Below are 19417 nucleotides of genomic sequence, written 5' to 3'. Positions count from 1 at the left end.
ACATGAGCACCACCACGACCGAGGCGCTCCCGGAGACCACCCTGCTGCGGTTCGCCACCGCCGGGTCCGTCGACGACGGCAAGTCGACGCTCGTCGGACGGCTGCTGCACGACTCCAAGTCGGTCCTCACCGACCAGCTGGAGGCCGTGGAGCGCGTCTCGGCGAGCCGGGGCCAGGAGGGCCCGGACCTCGCGCTGCTCACCGACGGACTGCGCGCCGAGCGCGAGCAGGGCATCACCATCGACGTGGCCTACCGCTACTTCGCCACGCCCCGCCGCCGCTTCATCCTGGCCGACACCCCCGGCCACGTGCAGTACACCCGCAACATGGTCACCGGCGCCTCCACCGCCGAGCTGACCGTGATCCTGGTCGACGCCCGCAACGGCGTCGTCGAGCAGACCCGCCGGCACGCGGCGATCGCGGCGCTGCTGCGGGTGCCGCACGTGGTGCTGGCCGTGAACAAGATGGACCTGGTCGACTACCGGGAGCCGGTGTTCGCCGCGATCGCCGAGGAGTTCACGGCGTACGCGACCGAGCTGGGCGTGCCCGAGGTCACCGCGATCCCGATCTCCGCGCTCACCGGTGACAACGTCGTGGAGCCGTCCGCGACCATGGACTGGTACGGCGGCCCGACGGTCCTGGAGCACCTGGAGACCGTCCCGGTCAGCCACGACCTTGCGCACTGCCACGCCCGGCTGCCCGTGCAGTACGTGATCCGGCCGCAGAGCGCCGACCATCCCGACTACCGGGGCTACGCCGGGCAGATCGCCGCCGGCACCTTCCGCGTCGGCGAGGCCGTCACGGTCCTGCCGTCCGGGCGGACGACGACGATCTCCGGCATCGACCTGCTGGGCCGGCCGGTCGACGCGGCCTGGACGACGCAGTCGGTGACGCTGCTGCTCGCGGACGACATCGACATCTCGCGCGGCGACCTGATCGTGCCCACCAAGGACGCGCCGGCGACCACCCAGGACGTCGAGGCGACCGTCTGCCACGTCGCCGACCAGCCGCTGTCCGTCGGGCACCGGGTGCTGCTCAAGCACGGCACCCGCACGGTCAAGGCGATCGTGAAGGACATCCCGTCCCGGCTCACCCTCGACGACCTGTCCCTGCACCCGCACCCGGGACAGCTCGTCGCCAACGACATCGGCCGGGTGAAGATCCGTACCGCGGAACCGCTGCCGCTGGACTCCTACGCGGACTCCCGCCGGACCGGTTCCTTCATCCTGATCGACCCCAGCGACGGCACCACCCTCACCGCGGGCATGGTCGGCGAGTCGTTCGCGGCGCCCGAGCCCGTCAAGGACGACACCGACCACGACGGCTGGGACTTCTGAACGTGAAGACGACCGACTACTACTCCACGTTCGCCAAGGAGGGCGGCCGCGTCGGCAGCGGCGCCCTCGGCAGCGGGCAGGGCGGAGTCGCGCGATGTGTGCGCTGACGTACGCGCACCGCTCGCGCGCCCTGTCCCCCCACCCGACGTCCCGGAAGCGACGAAAACCTTCTGCCGAACTCCCGGCCACGACCTGAGACCGTGACCGCCGGGCCAACGAGAGGAAAGCCTCCCGTGCCTGCCAACCGTTCCACCCTCCTGCGCCGCGGTCTCGCCGTGGCCACCGCACTTCCGCTTCTCGCCCTGGCCGCCTGCGGCTACGGTTCGGACGCCAAGGACGAGGGCACCACCAAGGTCGCCGCCGGCGCCGAGAAGACCGACGGTCTCGACTCCGTGAAGATCGGCTACTTCGGCAACCTCACCCACGCCACCGCGCTGGTCGGCGCCCAGAAGGGCTTCTTCCAGAAGGAGCTGGGCGCCACCGAGGCCAAGTACCAGATCTTCAACGCCGGTCCGTCCGAGATCGAGGCGCTGAACTCCGGGTCCATCGACATCGGCTGGATCGGCCCGTCCCCGTCGATCAACGGCTACACCAAGTCCGGCGGGACGAACCTGCGGATCATCGGCGGTTCGGCGTCCGGCGGGGTCAAGCTCGTGGTGAACCCCAAGAAGATCAAGTCCCTGAAGGACGTCAAGGGCAAGAAGATAGCCACCCCGCAGCTGGGCAACACCCAGGACGTGGCGTTCCTCAACTGGGCCGCCGAGCAGGGCTGGAAGGTCGACGCCGAGAGCGGCAAGGGTGACGTCTCGGTCGTCCGCACCGACAACAAGGTGACGCCGGACGCCTACAAGAGCGGTTCCATCGACGGCGCCTGGGTGCCGGAGCCGACGGCGTCGAAGCTGGTCGCCGAGGGCGGCAAGGTGCTGCTGGACGAGTCGACGCTGTGGCCCGGCAAGAAGTTCGTGATCACGAACATCATCGTGTCGCAGAAGTTCCTCAAGGCGCACCCCAAGGCCGTCGAGGCCGTGCTGAGGGCCTCGGTCGAGACCAACAAGTGGATCAACGCCAACCCCGACCAGGCGAAGGCCGCCGCCAACAAGCGGCTGGGCATCGACTCCGGCAAGGAGCTGCCGGCCGACGTCCTGGACCCGGCGTGGAAGTCGATCCAGATCACCGACGACCCGCTGGCGGCGACCCTCGACACCGAGGCGAAGCACGCCGTGAAGGCGGGCCTGCTGGAGAACCCCAAGCTGGACGGCATCTACGACCTCACCCTGCTGAACAAGGTCCTCACGGCCGAGGGTGAGAGCACTGTGGACGACGCCGGACTCGGCGTCAAGTAAGCCCCGATCCGAGCGTTCCCAGGAGGTGACGACCATGGCAACCGCCCTCGCCAAGGCCGACGAGGCCGAGGCAGTCGAGTACGCCGCCCGCATCGAGCACGTCTCGAAGTCCTTCACCGGGCCCACCGGGCAGCAGCTCGTCCTCGACGACATCACGCTGGATGTCGCGCCCGGCGAGTTCGTCACCCTCCTGGGGGCCTCGGGCTGCGGCAAGTCGACCCTGCTCAACCTGGTGGCGGGACTGGACGACCCGTCCGCCGGCGCCATCACCACCCACGGCCGGCCGGCCCTGATGTTCCAGGAGCACGCGCTGTTCCCGTGGCTGACCGCGGGCAAGAACATCGAACTCGCCCTGCGGCTGCGGGGCGTGCCGAAGAACGAGCGGCGCGGCCGGGCCGAGGAACTGCTCGAACTGGTCCGGCTGACCGGCGCGTACGGCAAGCGGGTGCACGAACTGTCCGGCGGCATGCGCCAGCGCGTGGCGATGGCCCGCGCGCTCGCGCAGGACAGCCAGCTGCTGCTGATGGACGAGCCGTTCGCGGCGCTCGACGCCATCACCCGGGACGTGCTGCACGACGAACTGACCCGGATCTGGACGGAGACGGGACTGTCCGTCCTGTTCGTGACCCACAACGTGCGCGAGGCGGTGCGGCTGGCGCAGCGGGTGGTGCTGCTGTCCTCCCGGCCCGGCCGGGTGGCGCGCGAGTGGACCGTGGACATACCGCAGCCGCGCCGCATCGAGGACGCTCCGGTGGCCGAACTGTCCCTGGAGATCACCGAAGTACTGCGTGGGGAGATCCGCCGCCATGGCCAGCACTGAGACGACGCCGGTCCGGGACGCCGGGAGCGTCGAGGCGGGCCTCGACGCCCTGGAGACCACGGCCACCGGCCGCACCCCCTTCCGCCGGACCTTCCTCGACAAGATCGTGCCGCCGCTCACCGCGGTCGTCGTGGTCCTGGTGATCTGGCAGGCGCTGATCAGCTTCCACGTCGTGGACGATCCGTCGAAGCTGCCCTCGCCGGCGGCCGTGGGCGACGAGTTCAAGGACGCCTGGCTCGCGGGCAAGCTCCTCGGCTACATCTGGACCAGCGTCTCGCGCGGTCTGCTCGGCTTCCTGCTGGCGCTGGCCATCGGCACGCCGCTGGGGCTGCTGGTGGCCCGGGTGAGGTTCGTGCGCGCGGCGATCGGCCCGGTCCTGTCCGGGCTGCAGTCGCTGCCGTCGGTGGCCTGGGTGCCGCCCGCGGTGATCTGGCTGGGCCTGGACAACTCGATGATGTACGCGGTGATCCTGCTCGGCGCCGTGCCGTCCATCGCCAACGGCCTGGTCTCCGGCATCGACCAGGTGCCGCCGCTGTTCCTGCGGGCGGGCCGCACCATGGGCGCCACCGGTGTGCGGGGCGCCTGGCACATCGTGCTGCCGGCCGCGCTGCCGGGCTACCTGGCGGGCCTCAAGCAGGGCTGGGCGTTCTCCTGGCGCTCGCTGATGGCCGCCGAGATCATCGCCTCCTCCCCCGACCTCGGCATCGGTCTGGGCGCCCTGCTGGAGAACGGCCGCAACGCCAGCTCCATGTCCATGGTGTTCGAGGCGATCTTCCTGATCCTGTTCGTCGGCATCGCCATCGACCTGCTGATCTTCAGTCCGCTGGAGCGGTGGGTGCTGCGCAGCCGCGGCCTGCTGGTGAAGGGCTGAGCCCCGGTGCGCCCCCCGGTCCGTCCCGTCCGCCCCGTCCGGCGCGCCCGTCCCGTGCGCCCGGTCCTCGTGGTGGTCGCCCACGGCAGCCGTGACCCGCGGCACGCCGCGACCGTGCACGCCCTGGTGCGGCGCGTACGGTCGCTGCGGCCGGGGCTGCGGGTGGAGACCGGTTTCCTGGACTTCAACGTCCCCTCCGTGCACGCGGTGCTGGAGTCCCTGGCGGCGGAGGGTGTCCAGGACGTCGTCGCCCTGCCGCTGCTGCTGACCCGCGCCTTCCACGCCAAGGCCGACATCCCGGCCGTACTGCGGGAGGCGCCGGCGCGGCTGCGCGTCCGGCAGGCGGACGTGCTCGGCCCGTCCCCGCTGCTGCTGTCGGCGCTGGACCGGCGGCTGGGCGAGGCCGGGCTGACGTCCGCCGACAGGTCCTCGACCGGGGTCGTCCTGGCCGCCGCGGGGTCCAGCGACCCGGAGGCGATCGCGGTGATCGCGGACGTGGCACGGGAGTGGCTCCACACCGGCTGGCGTGCGGTGCGGCCCGCGGTCGCCTCCGCCGCCGGTCCGGGCGGGCTCCCGCGCACGGAGGACGCGGTGCGGGAACTGCGCGCGCTGGGCTGCCGCCGCGTCGCCGTCGCCCCGTACGTCCTGGCCCCCGGCTTCCTGCCGGACCGCATCGCGCGGGGCGCGGCGGGCGCGGACGTCCTCGCGGACGTCCTGGGCCCGGCGCCGGAGGTGGCACGGGTGCTGCTGGAGCGCTACGACGCGGCCCGGGTGCCCGCCCTGTGGGCCGTCGGGGCCTGACCGGACTCACCCGGCGGTCAGCTCGGCCAGTTTCAGCACGGTGTTCCAGTTCCGGCTGGTCGCGACGGTGCCCTTGGTGATCCGGGGCCGCGCCAGCGCCTCGGCGAGCCGGGAGCGGCCGAGGCCCTCGGGGGCGTAGAGGTAGAGGCAGCGGTCGCCGAGCCGGAACTCCTCCGGGAGGTGGGCGTCCCGGTCGACGTCCGCGAAGCGCTCCGGGCCGACCGGGACCGAGAAGTAGGTGACGTGCAGCTGCTTCGGTTCCAGGTCCGCCGCCGGGAACGGGCAGGCGTCGGCCACCGCCCGCAGATAGGTGTGGTCGCGCACGATCACGTCCACCGGGAACCCGAAGCGCCCCTCGATCGCCTGCGCCAGTTCGGCCCCCAGTGACTCGCCGTCGCCGCGCCCGGTGGTGAAGACGGCCTGGCCGCTCTGGAGATGGGTGCGCACACCGGTGTGGCCGAGGCCCTCCATGAGCTGCCGCAGGTCCGCCATCGGGAGCTTCTTGCGCCCGCCGACGTTGATTCCGCGCAAGAGCGCCGCATAGGTCGTCATGCCCACACCCTAGGACCGGCCGCGAACCCTGATCGCCGCCCCCGACGCCGGCCCATGGATGTAGGGGCCCGCCGTCCTCCGCAGTGGTGAGGGCGGGGGGTCCGGGGGGAGGAGTCCGGGTCGCCCCGGTTCACCGGGGAGCACGACGTGACGTGCTCACGTGGCCCATACCGTCGAAGTCACGAAGCGGAGCGTGGCGGCAGGGGCCGTCACCGCACACGAGGGGGCAGGCCCGTCATGGGTAACGGAGATTCGCCGGCGCGGGTGCGGGGCCTCGCCGCCCGGGCCGGAGGCTGGAGCGCCCGGCACCGCTGGGCGGCGGTCGGCATATGGGTGCTGTTCGTCGTCCTGGCGATGGGACTCGGCTCGGCGGCGGGCCGGGTGGACGTCAGCGAGGGCGACCAGCTCAAGGGCGAGACGCACACCGCCGCGCGGATCATCGACGACGCGGGGATCGAGGAGCCGGCCGGTGAGACCGTACTGATCCAGTCGAAGGACAGCACCGTCAGGGCCACCGACGCCGGGTTCCGGGCGGCCGTCGCGGACGTCATGAAGGCCGTCGGCAGGACCGGTGCGGTCACGGCCGTGACCTCGCCGTACGACACGAGGACCATCTCCGCCGACGGGCGCAGCGCGCTCGTGCAGTTCGACATGCGCGGTGACGCGGAGACCGCCGCCGACCGGGTGGAGCCGGTGCTGGAGGCCGTCGCCGGGGTGCAGCGCCACCACGGGTCGCTGACGATCGCGGAGATCGGCGGCGCCAGCATGAACAAGCAGTACGCGGACGCCTTCGGCGACGACTTCCGGAAGGCCGAGTACTCCGCGGTGCCGGTGGCGCTCGGCATTCTGCTCATCGCCTTCGGCGCGCTGGTGGCGGCGCTGCTGCCGGTGGGCCTCGCGGTCACCGCGATCATGGCGACGATGGGCCTGATGGGCGTCGTCAGCCACGCGCAGCCGATGAGCGACACCGCCAGCTCCGTGATGCTGCTGGTCGGCATGGCCGTCGGCGTCGACTACTGCCTGTTCTACCTGCGCCGGGAGCGCGAGGAGCGGAAGGCCGGCCGGGACGCGCGGACCGCGCTGCGGATCGCCGCCGCGACCAGTGGCCACGCGATCGTCGTCTCCGGGGTGACGGTGTGCGTGGCGATGGCCGGCATGCTCTTCACCGGGCTCGCCGAGTTCGAGGCGATGGGCCTGGCCTCGCTGATGGTCGTGGCGGTCGCCATGGTCGGGTCGGTGACCGTGCTGCCGGCGCTGCTGTCGCTGCTGGGCGAGCGGGTGGAGAAGGGCCGCATCCCGTTCCTGCGCCGCCGGCGGCGGCACGGCGGCGGTGAGAGCCGGTTCTGGACGGCCGTCCTGCGCGGTGTGCTGGCCAGGCCCGCCCTCTCGGTCGTGGTCGCGGTCGGCGCGCTGCTCGCGGTCGCCGCCCCGGCGCTGGGCATGAAGACCTCGCAGCTCACCCTGGACCAGGAGTTCGGCGACACACTGCCCATCGTGCAGACCTACGACCGCCTCAACCAGGCCTTCCCCGGCGGCTCCGAGCCCGCCGAGGTGGTCGTGCGGGCCAGGGACATCGACGCGCCCGAGGTCCGCGACGCCCTCGCCGCGTTCAAGGACCGGGCGCTCTCCTCGGGCGCCTCGCGCGGCCCGGTCACCATCACGCTGCACGACGCGCAGAACGTCGCCCTGGTCTCCGTACCGCTGGTCGGCGGCTCGGACATGGACCGGGCTACGGACAGCCTGCTGAAGCTGCGCGACGAGGTGCGGCCCGCCACGCTGGGCAAGGTCGACGGCGTCCAGGCGCCGATCACCGGGAACGTCGCCGGCTCCCACGACTTCAACGACCAGTTGCTCGGCTCGGTCGTCCCGGTCTTCGCGTTCGTGGTCGTCTTCGCTTTCCTGCTGATGCTGGTGTCGTTCCGCTCGCTGACGGTGGCGATCACCTCGATCGCCCTCAACCTGCTGTCGGTGGGCGCGGCCTACGGCATCCTCGTCGCCGTCTTCCAGCACGGCTGGGGTGCCTCGCTGGTGGGCGCGCAGGGCGTCGGCGCGATCGTCACCTGGCTGCCGCTGTTCCTCTTCGTGATCCTGTTCGGACTGTCCATGGACTACCACGTGTTCGTGGTCTCCCGCATCCGCGAGGCGCGGCTGCGCGGCCGCAGTACCCGGGACGCGATCCAGCACGGCGTGGTCACCACGGCGGGCGTCGTCACCAGCGCCGCCGTCATCATGGTCGCCGTGTTCGGGATCTTCGGCACGCTGTCGATGCAGTCCATGAAGCAGATGGGCGTGGGTCTGGCCGCCGCCGTCCTCATCGACGCGACGGTCATCCGCGGTGTGCTGCTGCCGGCCGTGATGGCACTGCTCGGGGAGCGCAACTGGTACCTGCCGAAGTGGCTGCACCGGATGCCCGACCTCACGCACGACGAGTCGCCCGAGGCCGTCGCGCCGGCCGTGCGGGACGAGGGCGAGCCGCTGCGGGTGTGAGCCCGCCCCGGCACGCGGGGTCCGCCGGTCCGAGGGGGACCGACGGGCCCCGCCGCGTCGTGTGCCGCCCGGGTCAGCGCTGGTAGCGGGCCAGGACCAGGTTGCCGTCCCGTTCCAGGCGGTGGCGCAGCCCGCTCAGGCCGATCGCCCCGCTGTAGTACTCCTGGAGGGCGGGTGTGGCGACCTTGTCCTTCCACTCGGGGTAGCCGCGCACGGACTGGGCGGGCGCCGGGTACAGGTGGGCCGCCAGCGCGGTGCCGGTGGCCCAGCCGTTGTCGGCGGTGTGCAGGGCCGGGTCGCGCAGGGCGCTGGTGGCGGTGGGCAGCATCCAGTCGCCCAGTGCGAGGCGGACCATGTTGCGGGGCCGCAGCAGGAAGTCGACGAACGCGGCGGCCTCCTTCTTGTGGGGGCAGTCCTCGGCGATGGAGAGCGTCTGCGGGCTGACTCCCTGGGCGAGGCCGCCGGCGCCCGCCGGTGCGGGCAGTACCTGCCAGCGGAAGCCCTTCGGCGCCTGCTGGACGATCTGCTGGCGGTAGGAAAAGCCCAGCGGGACCATCGCGTACTTCCCGGCGAAGAGGCCCGGCAGGGTGTCCGAGCCGCCGCTGCCGAGCAGGGCGGCGGGCGCGCTGTGGTCGGTGCCGACCTGGTCGCGGACGGTGCGCGGCACGATCTCGTCGCCGGCCTCGAAGCGCACGCTCACCCTGCCGTCCGCGCCGCGGTGGAACAGCCGTCCGCCCGCCGACAGCGACAGGTTCAAGGTGGCGGAGACGGGCTCCTTCAGCGGCCAGGCGACGCCGTACCGGCCGGCGCCGCTGAGCTCGCGGGTGACCTGCCGGAACTCGGCCCAGCTCCACGGCCGCCGCGGGGTGGGGATGCGCACGCCGGACGCGCGCAGCCGGTCCGCGTCGGCGATCAGCACCCTGGGTTCCTGGAGGAACGGCACGCCGTACACGCCGTGCCCGAAGGTCGTCGTCTCCCAGCTGCGGCGCGGGATGTCGGAGCGCAGGCGGCCGGACAGCAGGCCGGTCAGGTCGGCGAGGTAGCCGCCGTAGGCGAAGTCCGCGAGGTCGTCGGAGGCGTCGTGGATGACGTCCGGGGCCTCACCGCCCTCGAAGGAGGTCAGCAGCTGGTCGTGGACGCTGTCCCAGCTGCCCTGCACGTACGCGACCCGGACGCCCCGGTGCGTGGCGTTCCACTCCCGCACCAGCTCCTTGTTGACGGCGACCGACTCCCGCTGCCAGGCCAGGGACTGGAAGCGCAGGGTGACCGGGCCGCCGTCGTCGCGGCCGCCCGGGGAGCAGCCCGCCAGGAGCAGCAGGAGCGCGAGGAGCGCCGTCGTCAAAGGTGTGCGCATCAGCTCTTCACCGCCCCGGTGAGCAGGCCGCCGGTGATCCGCCGCTGGATGAGCGCGAAGACGACGAGGGAGGGCAGCGTGGCCAGGGACGCGGCCGCCGCCAGCGGGCCCAGGTCGGCCGCGCCCTCCGCGCCGATGAAGTGGGTGAGGACGACCGGCAGGGTCTGTTTGCGCGGTGTCTTCAGCAGCACCAGCGCGAAGAAGAACTCGTTCCACGCGGTGACGAACGCGAACAGCGCCGTCGCCGTGATCCCGGGTGCCAGCAGCGGCGCCGTCACCGACACCAGCGTCCGCAGCCGTCCGGCCCCGTCGACGGCCGCCGCCTCCTCCAGCTCGGCCGGCACCGCGCGGACGTGTCCGACCAGCATCCACAGGGCGAACGGCAGCGCCCACACCACGTACACCAGCACCAGGCCGGCCTGGGAGTCGATCAGCCTGAGGTGCTTGAGCACCAGGAACAACGGGATGATCACCAGCACGAACGGGAAGGCCTGGCTGACGAGCACCCAGCCGGTGGCCGCCCGGGTCAGCGGCGAGCGGCGCCGGGCCATCACGTAGGCCATGGGGGTGGCGACCGTGACGGCGACGACGGCGGCCCCGAGCGCGGCGAGCAGGGAGTTGAGCGCTGCCCGGGCCAGCGGCTGTTCGCCGAAGGCCTGCCGGAAGTTGTCCAGGGTCGGGTGCGCGGGGATCCAGGTGGGGTGCAGACTGCCCAGCTCACGCGGTGACTTGAACGCGGTGGACAGCAGCCACAGGAACGGCAGGGCCAGGAACAGCAGGTAGGCGAGCAGCGCCGCGTACTGAGCGGCGCGGGTGCCGGTACGGGTCCTCATGCCGCGTCGCCTCCTCGCAGCCGGCCGGCCAGGAACACGGCGAGAAGCACCGAGATCACCGCCACCAGCACGCATCCCATCGCCGCCGCGTAGCCGAACTGGCCGTAGCGGAAGGCCTCTTCGTAGGCGAACAGCATGGGCAGCCGGGTGCGGCCGCCGGGTCCGCCGCCGGTGAGCACGTACACCAGGGCGAAGGAGTTGAGGTTCCAGATGAGGTTGAGGGCGGTGACGGCCACGGCGACCGGTCTGAGCGCCGGCCAGGTGACCGTGCGGAAGCGGCGCCAGGCGCCCGCGCCGTCCACCGCGGCCGCCTCGTGCAGTTCGCGCGGGGTGTTCTGCAGCCCGGCGAGCAGGGTGACCGTGGTCTGCGGCAGGCCGGCCCAGACGCCGACGACGAGGACGGCGGGCAGGGCGGTGCCCAGGTCGCTCAGCCAGTCCCGGCCGCCGCCGAGGCCGAGGTCGCGCAGTGTCTCGTTCAGGACACCGGCGTCCGGATGGTAGATCAGCCGCCACATGATGCCGACGACGACCTCCGGCATCGCCCACGGGACGATCGCCAGGGCCCGGGCGAGCCCGCGCAGCCGTAACTCCTCGTTGAGCAGCAGGGCCAGGCCCAGCGCCAGCAGGAACTGGGGCACGGTCACCCCGGCCGCCCACGCCAGGCCGATCCGGAAGGACTCCCAGAACAGCGTGTCGTGCAGCAGGTCGCGGAAGTTGAGGACGCCGGTCCACCGGGTGGGCGCGGTGCGGCCCGACTGGGCGTCGGTGAACGCCAGCCAGATCCCGTACAGCAGGGGGCCGACGCTCAGCACCAGGATCGGGATCAGCGCGGGCAGCACCAGGAACCAGACGCCGGGAGCGGGAGCGCGCCCCGGCCCGCGAGACGTCCGGCCCGGATGGGCGGTGCGGGTCGCCAGTGCCATGGAAACCTCCCCCGTCGCGTGGCCCGGGTGGGCCTGGTCATGGTCGTGAAGGCGGCGGGCCGCGTCAAGGCGTCCCGCGGTCCCGCGGGTGCGGCGACCTGTGCGGATGCGAGACTGGCCGCGGGAGCGGCGCGAACCCGGCGCCGACCGGGGAGTCGACGACGGAGGCGGACGGATGGACGAGGCACGCGCGCGGGACGTACTGGCGGCGGCCGGGGTGCTGCCCGGCCCGGCCGGGGACGCGCGGCTGCTCGCCCTGGGCGAGAACGCGGTGTTCGCCGCCGGTGACCTGGTCGTCAAGGTGGGCCGCGACGCGGAGCTGCTGGAGCGGGCCCGGCGGGAGCTGGCGATCGCCGGCTGGCTGGCCGGGGCCGGTGTACCGGCGGTGCGGGCGGCCGGCGCGGAGGCGCTGCTGGTCGAGGGGCACCCGGTGACGGTGTGGCACCGCCTGCCCGACGCCGTACGGCCGGCCGAACCCCGGGACCTGGCCGCGCTGCTGCGGACCGTGCACGCGCTGGAGGCGCCCCCCTTCGCCCTGCCGCCCCGCGACCTGCTGGGCGGTGTGGAACGCTGGCTGCGCCTCGCGGGCGACGCCGTCGATCCCGCGGACGCCGCCTATCTGCGCGCGCGCCGGGACGGCTTCGCGGCGGCCGCGGCCGCGCTGACGCCCCGTCTGACGCCGGGCCCGATCCACGGCGACGCGCTGCCGCGCAATGTGCACGTCGGCCCCGACGGCCCGGTCCTGGTGGACCTGGAGACGGTCTCCGCCGATCTGCGCGAGCACGATCTGGTGGTCATGGCCCTGTCCCGGGACCGCTACGGCCTGTCCGCCGAGGCCTACGACTCCTTCACCGCGGCCTACGGCTGGGACGTGCGCGAGTGGGAGGGCGCCCCGGTGCTGCGCGGCGCCCGAGAGACGGCCAGCTGCGCCTGGGTGGCCCAGCACGCCCCGGCCAACCCGAAGGCACTGGCCGAGTTCCGCCGCCGGGTGGCGTCGCTGCGGGACGGGGACGAGACGGTGCGCTGGTACCCCTTCTGAGGCGGGGCCGCGCCGCGGTCCGGTCCGGCGGGGCGGGGCGCGGTCAGCCGCGCGGGGAGCGGACCCGGTCGGCCGCCTGCTCCCGCAGCGGCCACCGCCCGTCCACCGCCGCCGTGGCGTCGCCCTTGCGGCGCAGGAAGTCCTGGAAGTCCGCCGCCCAGGACGCGTACCACTCGATCTGGCGCCGGTGCAGCAGCGCCGGGCCGAGGGCCGCGACCTTCGGGTGGCGGTCGGCTATCGCACCGGCCAGGCGGGCCGCGGCGAGGGCGTCGGCGCCGGCGTCGTGGGCCGCGTCGAGCCGGATACCGTACTCGGCGCAGACCGCTTCGAGGTTGCGTTTGCCCGGGCGGCGGCGGTCCACCCAGCGGTCGATGGTGTAGGGGTCGACGACCGGGGCGGGGGCGAGGCCGCCGAGGCGGTCGGCGAGGGACGGCAGTCCGTGGCGGCGCAGCTCGGCGGAGAGCAGGGTGAGGTCGAAGGCCGCGTTGTAGGCGACGACGGGGACGCCCGTGCGCCAGTAGCCGGCCAGGACGTCGGCGAGGGCGTCGGCGACCTGGTCGGCGGGCCGGCCCTCGCTCACCGCGCGTTCGTTGCTGATGCCGTGCACGGCGACCGCCTCGGCCGGGATCGGCACGCCCGGGTCGGCCAGCCACTCCCTGCGGCCCAGCGGCTGCCCGGCCCGGACCTCGATCACGGCTCCCGTGACGATGCGTGCCTCGAACGGGTCGGTGCCCGTGGTCTCCAGGTCGAAGCCGACGAGCAGCTCCCGGTGCCAGCCCATGGGCGGCCCCCCTTCTCGGTGGTGCGTTCCCCCGGTGATCTCAAGTGGTCCCACCCTCGCACGCGCCACTGACAATCCGGGGTCCGCGGCCCGACCGCTCTCGGGACAGACCGGACCAGATCGACATCGCGAGCACGACGGTCAGAGCGTCAGGGAAGGGGCCTTTCAGGACACCGGGCGTGAATCCGCCCAGGCCTGCTCGAACTCCTCGCGGTAGGTGGGGAAGAGGCCCGCTTCGGAGGTGTCGCCCGACCTGACCAGCCGGCTGCCGCCGCGCAGCACCAGCACCGGCGACTCCATGCCGCGCGCCGCGCGCAGGTAGGACTGCACGACGCCCACCCCGTCGGCGCCGTCCCCGTCCACCAGGTAGGCGGTGCAGCGGGGGGTGTCGTCGTAGACCTGGATCTCGAAGGCGCCGGGGTCGCGCAGCCGGGAGCGCACCCGGCGCATGTGCAGGATGTTCATCTCCACGGCGCGGCTCAGCTCGCCCCGTTTCATGCCCAGCTCGCGCTCACGGCGCTTGACCGCGCTGGAGGCCGGGTTGAGGAAGAGCAGCCGCACCCGGCAGCCGCCCTCGGCGAGCCGGACCAGGCGCCGGCCGGAGAAGTTCTGCACCAGCAGGGTGAGGCCGATGCCGATCGCGTCGAGGCGGCGGGCGCCGCCGAAGATGTCCTCGGCCGGGAACTGCCGCAGCAGCCTGACCCGGTCGGAGTGCACCGCGACCACGTCCGCGTACCGGTCGCCGACCAGGTCCTCGACCGCGTCGACGGGCAGCCGGCGCGAGGGCACGTCACCACCGGCGCCCAGCATCTCCAGCAGCCGGGCCGAGGCCCGCTCGGCCTGGTTCAGCACGGCCTCGGACAGCGCCCGGTTGCGGGAGACGACGTTGCGGGTCACCTCCAGCTCGTCCAGGGCGAGTTCGAGGTCCCGGCGCTCGTCGAGGTACGGCTCGAAGCACGGCCAGTGCTGCACGATCAGCTCGCGCAGCTGCGGCAGTGTGAGGAAGCTGAGCACGTTGTCGTCGGCCGGGTCCAGCAGGTAGCCCTTGCGGCGGCTGACCTCGCGCACGGCGACCGCGCGCTGCACCCACTCCTGTCCGGCGGGCCCGGCCGCGGCGACCACCCAGTCGTCGCCGTGCACGGGTTCGTAGACGGGCCGCAGGACGGCGGCCACGACCGTGCGCAGCCGCTGTTCGACGAGGTTCAGCCAGATGTAGGCCCGGCCGGCCCGCTGGGCGCGGGTGCGCACCTCGAGCCAGGCGTCGGTGTCCCAGTCCAGTTCCGGTCCGATGGAACCCGCCGCGTCCATCGGCCGCGCCAGGGACACCGCGCCGGGCGGGACGTCCGTGGAGTTCCCCTCGTGACCGTCGTCACCAGGGGGCAGCTCCAGCCCTCCCGAGCCCACCCGCGCACCGCCTTCCGCTCCCCCGGGTCATCCCCGTCCCAACGATCAAGGAAGGGTACTCCGGGAGCGGTCGGCGGTGCAGCCCGATGGACAGGGTCGTCGCGTCAACTACGCGGCCGCCAGTGGCCGTTCTGGGACGACAGCTCGTCCGGAGTGAGCGGATTCATAGCCGTGACGTCGCGCGGGGCGATGGCGAACCCCTGCCAGTGCACGGGCATGGGCTGCTGGTCCTCGTCGCGGGCGATGTGGTGGAAGCCCACGTTCATCCAGATCACCGGGTGGGTGAGGGTCTGCCCGTCGACCCACTTGTCCACGGATTTGCCCGCCCCGGCCGGGCAGGCGCCGGGGTTGTTGCTGGCGAACTGCTCGCACTTGTTGTACTCGGTGACGTACACGTCGTGCTTGGTGAAACTGCGGCCCGGGTAGCGGGTGGTGGGGCCGGGGACGATCTCGTACGAACGCGCGTGCCCGTCCTTGTTCTTGCCGGTGGCGCTGACCACCCGCCACCAGCGGTAGGTCTTGGCGTCGCCGGCGAGTTCCTTGGTGACCTTGGTGCGGGTGGTCCTGTTGGTGGGCGCCTCCTGGCCGCGGGCGGGCGCGGTGACGGCCGAGTCGTACTGCTCGACCTTCGTCCTGGAGGAGCCGTCCAGGCCGAAGTCCAGCCGCCAGAAGACGTTGTGGCTGTGGCTGGTGGCGTACGCCTTGGCGCCCTTGCCGATGGGCCAGCCGCGGCCGTCGCCGGCGTCGTAGTCGTCGTAGGAGAGGCTGCCGGTGGCGCCGACGTTCATGGTGACCGTGCCGTCGTCCTGGAAGCGCCACTCGGTCATGTACTCGTACCAGCCGACCTGGTTGACGGTGTAGACGAGCAGGTCCTTGCCCTGGGCCTGGAACACCTTGTTCGCGGTGTCGCCCTGCATGCGGTAGGCGTGGCCGCGGGAACGGGTGGTGGTGCACAGGCCGTTGACGTCCGGGTGCTGCGGGTCCCAGGCGTCCGGTACGCGCACGGTCCTGATGGTGCCGCCGGGGCACTCGCCGGGCGCCAGGTTGACCAGGCCCTGGGCGAAGCCGAAGCCCGTCAGGTCGTCGTACTCGACGCTGCCGTCGTCGTAGGGCACGTCGATCTGGGCGAGCCGGGCGCTGTTGAGGACCTTGATCGGCTGGGCCTCGCCCTTGGGCTGGTAGGAGATCTTCTCCAGCACCAGTCCGGCCTTGCTGTCGTAGCGCCAGCACATCCGCCAGGTGGTGCCGCTGGAGAGCTTCTGCTCGATGCGGTAGGCGGCACTGCAGTCGGCGGCGGCCGCGGTGGCGGTCCGCGGCTGGGCGGCGGCCGGTCCGGCGCCCGCGGTGGCGCCGGCGGCGAGCGCGGCCAGGGTGACGCCGACGGCCGCCCGCGAGCGGGCCCGGCGGGGCCGGAGGTCGCTGGTTGAGCACTTCACGCGCATGGAAAGGTGACTCCCCTTGCAGGAGGTACGGGTTCGGAAGGTGGCGGGCGGGCTGCTCAGCCGCGGTCGAGCCGGGCGACCTTGCGGGCGCTCAGGTCGACGATCAGCGACCGGGCGTCGATCCAGGGCCCGTTCTTGATCTTCGGGAACAGCCGCACGCACCGGTGTTCGCCGCACGCGTCGAGGACGGCGGGCTGCGCGCCGGGGGCGGCCCGGTAGACCGCGCCGTTGAGCAGCAGCTGGTCCGGCGAGGTCAGCTCCTTGCCGGTGGCGTCCCGGTAGTCGGCCTTGAGGTCCGCGCCCAGCGGGTCGGCGATCAGCAGCCGGGCCGCCTCGGCGTTCTCGGCGCGGCTGAACGGCGGCTGCACGCCGTGCTGGTAGCCGGTGCGGACCACCTTGCCGGTGGTGAGGTCGACCGTCCGGGTGATGAGCCGGTCGCCGTGGTAGTCGTAGAACGTCACGTCCGCCCGTCGCGGCGCGTCCGGGTCGTCCACCTCGCCCGGCTCCGGGTCGGCGAGGTCGACGCTCAGCCGCTGCGGGCCGCGGTCGCCGTCGACGCCCTCGCCGGAGGCGAGCAGCTGCCGATTCAGGGCGATCCTGCCGACCCGGTCGATCTCGTCGTCGGTCAGCGGGTCGCGGCCCGTCCCCTCGGCTCCCTCGGCCGGCGCCCCCTCGACGACGCCCGGCCGGACCGGGTCCTGCCCCTGGCCCGCCTGTCCCTGCGCGGCCCGGGTCCCGGCGGTGCCGCTCCCCGTCCCGCTTCCGCCCGTCTCTCCCGCCCCGGCCGTGCCGGGCAGCGTGATCCCCACCATGACGGCGGTGGCGGCCACCGCGATGGCGGTGCCGGCCACCACCTTGCCCAGATGGCGGTGCACTGTGTCGCGCACTGAATTCCCCCTGCTCCCCCCGCTTCCCCGGGAGTGCGATCGGCCCCATTGGTTCGGCGCACAGCGGGTACACGCTCCGCTGTATGCACTGGTCGACCGGTAAGAGGGGCCCGCCTCACAGGAGGTTGCCTCACTTTCCGGAAGACTCGGGACCAAGCCGTCCCCAGCGGGGCGTCACACCTGGAAGAGTCGTGTCCATGCAGGTCTGGCCTGGAGAGGCGTATCCGCTCGGTGCCACGTACGACGGCGCCGGAACCAACTTCGCGGTCTTCACCGAAGCCGCGGACCGAGTAGAGCTGTGTCTGTTGCACGACGACGGCTCGGAGACGGCGGTGGAACTCCGCGAGAGCGACGCGTTCGTCCGGCACGCGTACCTGCCGGGCGTGATGCCCGGACAGCGGTACGGGTTCCGGGTACACGGACCCTACGACCCCGCGCGCGGGCTGCGCTGCAACTCGTCGAAGCTGCTGCTCGACCCGTACGCGAAGGCGGTCAGCGGGTCGATCCGCTGGGGCGAGGAGGTGTACGGCTACCACTTCGGCGCGCCCGACAAGCGCAACGACCTGGACTCGGCGCCGCACACCATGACCTCGGTGGTCATCAACCCCTACTTCGACTGGGGGGACGACCGGCGTCCGCGGACCGAGTACCACCGCACCGTGATCTACGAGGCCCATGTGAAGGGCCTGACGATGCGCCACCCGGGGCTGCCCGAGGAGCTGCGCGGCACCTACGCGGCGCTCGCCCACCCGGCGATCATCGAGCACCTGACCGAGCTGGGCGTCACGGCCCTGGAGCTGATGCCCGTACACCAGTTCGTCAACGACCACCGGCTGGTCGACATGGGGCTGAACAACTACTGGGGCTACAACACCATCGGCTTCTTCGCCCCGCACAACGCGTACGCCTCCTGGGGCGACCGCGGCCAGCAGGTCCTGGAGTTCAAGTCGGCGGTCCGGGCGCTGCACGAGGCCGGGATCGAGGTCATCCTGGACGTGGTCTACAACCACACCGCCGAGGGCAACCACCTGGGCCCGACGCTGTCCTTCAAGGGCATCGACAACCCGCAGTACTACCGGCTCACGGACGATCCGCGGTACTACATGGACACCACCGGCACCGGTAACTCGCTGCTCATGCGGTCCCCGCACGTCCTCCAGCTGATCATGGACTCGCTGCGGTACTGGGTCACCGAGATGCACGTCGACGGCTTCCGCTTCGACCTCGCGGCGACCCTGGCCCGGCAGTTCCACGAGGTGGACCGGCTGTCGTCGTTCTTCGACCTGGTGCAGCAGGACCCGGTGGTCTCCCAGGTGAAGCTGATCGCCGAGCCGTGGGACGTGGGCGAGGGCGGCTACCAGGTGGGCAACTTCCCGCCGCTGTGGACGGAGTGGAACGGCAAGTACCGGGACACCGTCCGCGACCTGTGGCGGGGCGAGCCGCGCGCGCTCGCGGAGTTCGCCTCCCGGCTGACCGGCTCCTCCGACCTCTACCAGGACGACGGGCGCCGCCCGCTGGCCTCGATCAACTTCGTCACCTGCCACGACGGGTTCACCCTGCACGACCTGGTGGCCTACAACGACAAGCACAACGACGCCAACGGGGAGGACAACCGGGACGGCGAGAGCCACAACCGCTCCTGGAACTGCGGGGCGGAGGGCGACACCGACGACCCCGGGGTACGGCGGCTGCGCGCCCGGCAGATGCGCAACTTCATCGCCACGCTGATGCTGTCCCAGGGCGTGCCGATGATCAGCCACGGCGACGAGTTCGCCCGCACCCAGCGCGGCAACAACAACGCCTACTGCCAGGACAACGAGCTGTCCTGGGTGGCCTGGCCGGGCACCGACGGGGTCGGCGAGGACCTGCTGGAGTTCACGCGCGCGATGGTGTGGCTGCGCCGGGACCACCCGGTCTTCCGCCGCCGCCGCTTCTTCCACGGGCGCCTGGTCGAGGGCGCCCACGACGAGCTGTCGGACATCGCCTGGTTCACCCCCGAGGGCGGGGAGATGACCCAGCAGGACTGGGACTCGGCGTCGGCGCTGACGGTGTTCCTCAACGGCAACGCCATCTCGGAGCCCGGCCCGCGCGGGGAGCACATCGGGGACGACTCGTTCCTGCTGATGTTCAACGCCTCTCCCGAGCCGCTGGAGTTCGTGGTGCCGGTCGACCACGGCCGGCAGTGGCAGGTGGTCGTCGACACCGCCCGGGAGGAGGGCGTGCCGCCCGGCACGGGACCCAAGGTCCAGGCCGGCGAGCGCCTCACCCTGCCGGACCGCAGCCTCACCGTGCTCCAGCGGCCGGTCTGAGGCGGCACCGGCCCCGGCGGCAGGACCGGCCACAGGAGCCGGGAGCGGACCGGTGGCCGGGCCGGTGACGGGATTCGTCCGGCGCGGTGCGCGAGCCGCGCCGCGCCGGACGGGTCCGCGCCCGCCGCCGAGGCCCGCCCGGCCGGCCGGCCGGGCGGGCCTCGGCGGGTACGCCGGACGGGTGAGCCGGGCCGCTCGGTCCCCGGGACCGGCGGCCGGTCCCGGGCACCCGGT

16 protein-coding genes are annotated in these 19417 nt (G+C 72.8%); 8 read left to right on the top strand and 8 right to left on the bottom strand.

Annotation, left to right across the window (positions count from 1 at the left end; all coding sequences use genetic code 11):
- Positions 1-2 precede the first annotated feature (2 nt).
- The 5 genes from ACZ6CZ_RS09740 to ACZ6CZ_RS09720 all read left to right on the top strand — a co-directional run bounded on the left by ACZ6CZ_RS09740 (position 3) and on the right by ACZ6CZ_RS09720 (position 5172).
- A complete protein-coding gene (locus ACZ6CZ_RS09740; RefSeq protein WP_469017242.1) occupies positions 3-1337 on the top strand; it encodes a sulfate adenylyltransferase subunit 1 in 1335 nt (444 codons plus the stop codon).
- A gap of 233 nt (positions 1338-1570) precedes the next feature.
- Positions 1571-2680, top strand: coding sequence for an aliphatic sulfonate ABC transporter substrate-binding protein (locus ACZ6CZ_RS09735; protein ID WP_469017240.1), 1110 nt, complete (start codon positions 1571-1573; stop codon positions 2678-2680).
- A 34-nt stretch (positions 2681-2714) separates the two neighbouring features.
- Positions 2715-3500 (top strand): ABC transporter ATP-binding protein, encoded by a 786-nt coding sequence (locus tag ACZ6CZ_RS09730; RefSeq protein WP_469017238.1) that lies wholly within the window; start codon positions 2715-2717, stop codon positions 3498-3500.
- Entirely contained in the window at positions 3487-4371 is an 885-nt protein-coding gene (locus tag ACZ6CZ_RS09725) for an ABC transporter permease (protein WP_469017236.1), read from the top strand. Before ACZ6CZ_RS09730 ends, ACZ6CZ_RS09725 begins: the two co-directional genes overlap by 14 nt.
- A 6-nt stretch (positions 4372-4377) precedes the next feature.
- The gene (locus ACZ6CZ_RS09720; RefSeq protein ID WP_469017234.1) at positions 4378-5172 is read left to right on the top strand and encodes a sirohydrochlorin chelatase; all 795 of its coding nucleotides are present in this window, start codon (positions 4378-4380) and stop codon (positions 5170-5172) included.
- A 6-nt stretch (positions 5173-5178) separates the two neighbouring features.
- On the opposite strand, the gene ACZ6CZ_RS09715 is transcribed toward ACZ6CZ_RS09720, so the two are convergent.
- Positions 5179-5724, bottom strand: a complete 546-nt coding sequence (locus ACZ6CZ_RS09715; RefSeq protein ID WP_469017231.1) for a DUF1697 domain-containing protein — start codon at positions 5722-5724, stop codon at positions 5179-5181.
- A 237-nt stretch (positions 5725-5961) separates the two neighbouring features.
- Between ACZ6CZ_RS09715 and ACZ6CZ_RS09710 the strand changes: the two genes are divergently transcribed.
- Entirely contained in the window at positions 5962-8211 is a 2250-nt protein-coding gene (locus ACZ6CZ_RS09710; protein WP_469017230.1) for an MMPL family transporter, read from the top strand.
- Between the two features lie 73 nt (positions 8212-8284).
- Here the strand turns inward: ACZ6CZ_RS09710 and ACZ6CZ_RS09705 are convergent, their stop codons facing one another.
- From ACZ6CZ_RS09705 to ACZ6CZ_RS09695, 3 genes are read right to left on the bottom strand one after another with little or no spacing between them, the layout of a single operon-like run.
- Positions 8285-9565 (bottom strand): ABC transporter substrate-binding protein, encoded by a 1281-nt coding sequence (locus tag ACZ6CZ_RS09705; RefSeq protein WP_469017227.1) that lies wholly within the window; start codon positions 9563-9565, stop codon positions 8285-8287.
- On the bottom strand, positions 9565-10398 hold the full coding sequence (locus ACZ6CZ_RS09700) for a carbohydrate ABC transporter permease (RefSeq protein ID WP_469017225.1): 834 nt from the start codon (positions 10396-10398) through the stop codon (positions 9565-9567). The genes ACZ6CZ_RS09705 and ACZ6CZ_RS09700 overlap by 1 nt, the downstream gene beginning before the upstream one ends.
- The gene (locus ACZ6CZ_RS09695; RefSeq protein ID WP_469017223.1) at positions 10395-11321 is read right to left on the bottom strand and encodes a carbohydrate ABC transporter permease; all 927 of its coding nucleotides are present in this window, start codon (positions 11319-11321) and stop codon (positions 10395-10397) included. The genes ACZ6CZ_RS09700 and ACZ6CZ_RS09695 overlap by 4 nt, the downstream gene beginning before the upstream one ends.
- Positions 11322-11496: 175 nt before the next feature.
- Here ACZ6CZ_RS09695 and ACZ6CZ_RS09690 point away from each other — a divergent pair, with 175 nt between their 5' ends.
- Positions 11497-12360, top strand: a complete 864-nt coding sequence (locus ACZ6CZ_RS09690; RefSeq protein WP_469017220.1) for a phosphotransferase enzyme family protein — start codon at positions 11497-11499, stop codon at positions 12358-12360.
- 43 nt (positions 12361-12403) lie between these two features.
- Here ACZ6CZ_RS09690 and ACZ6CZ_RS09685 read toward each other — a convergent pair whose 3' ends face one another.
- The 4 genes from ACZ6CZ_RS09685 to ACZ6CZ_RS09670 all read right to left on the bottom strand — a co-directional run bounded on the left by ACZ6CZ_RS09685 (position 12404) and on the right by ACZ6CZ_RS09670 (position 16874).
- On the bottom strand, positions 12404-13141 hold the full coding sequence (locus ACZ6CZ_RS09685; RefSeq protein ID WP_469017218.1) for an exonuclease domain-containing protein: 738 nt from the start codon (positions 13139-13141) through the stop codon (positions 12404-12406).
- A gap of 165 nt (positions 13142-13306) precedes the next feature.
- Positions 13307-14545: an SAV2148 family HEPN domain-containing protein gene (locus ACZ6CZ_RS09680; protein WP_469017215.1), complete on the bottom strand. Its 1239-nt coding sequence runs from the start codon at positions 14543-14545 to the stop codon at positions 13307-13309.
- Positions 14546-14649: 104 nt separating this feature from the next.
- On the bottom strand, positions 14650-15987 hold the full coding sequence (locus tag ACZ6CZ_RS09675; RefSeq protein ID WP_469017213.1) for a copper amine oxidase: 1338 nt from the start codon (positions 15985-15987) through the stop codon (positions 14650-14652).
- Between the two features lie 56 nt (positions 15988-16043).
- Positions 16044-16874, bottom strand: coding sequence for a Tat pathway signal sequence domain protein (locus ACZ6CZ_RS09670; protein WP_469017211.1), 831 nt, complete (start codon positions 16872-16874; stop codon positions 16044-16046).
- Positions 16875-17071: 197 nt separating this feature from the next.
- Here ACZ6CZ_RS09670 and glgX point away from each other — a divergent pair, with 197 nt between their 5' ends.
- The gene (gene glgX / locus ACZ6CZ_RS09665) at positions 17072-19183 is read left to right on the top strand and encodes a glycogen debranching protein GlgX (protein WP_469017208.1); all 2112 of its coding nucleotides are present in this window, start codon (positions 17072-17074) and stop codon (positions 19181-19183) included.
- Positions 19184-19417: the final 234 nt, after the last annotated feature.

The sequence above is a fragment of the Streptomyces sp. NPDC041135 genome (assembly GCF_055592085.1).
Note: the sequence above shows the minus strand (reverse complement) of the source record. Positions and strands in the feature narration are given on the sequence as shown.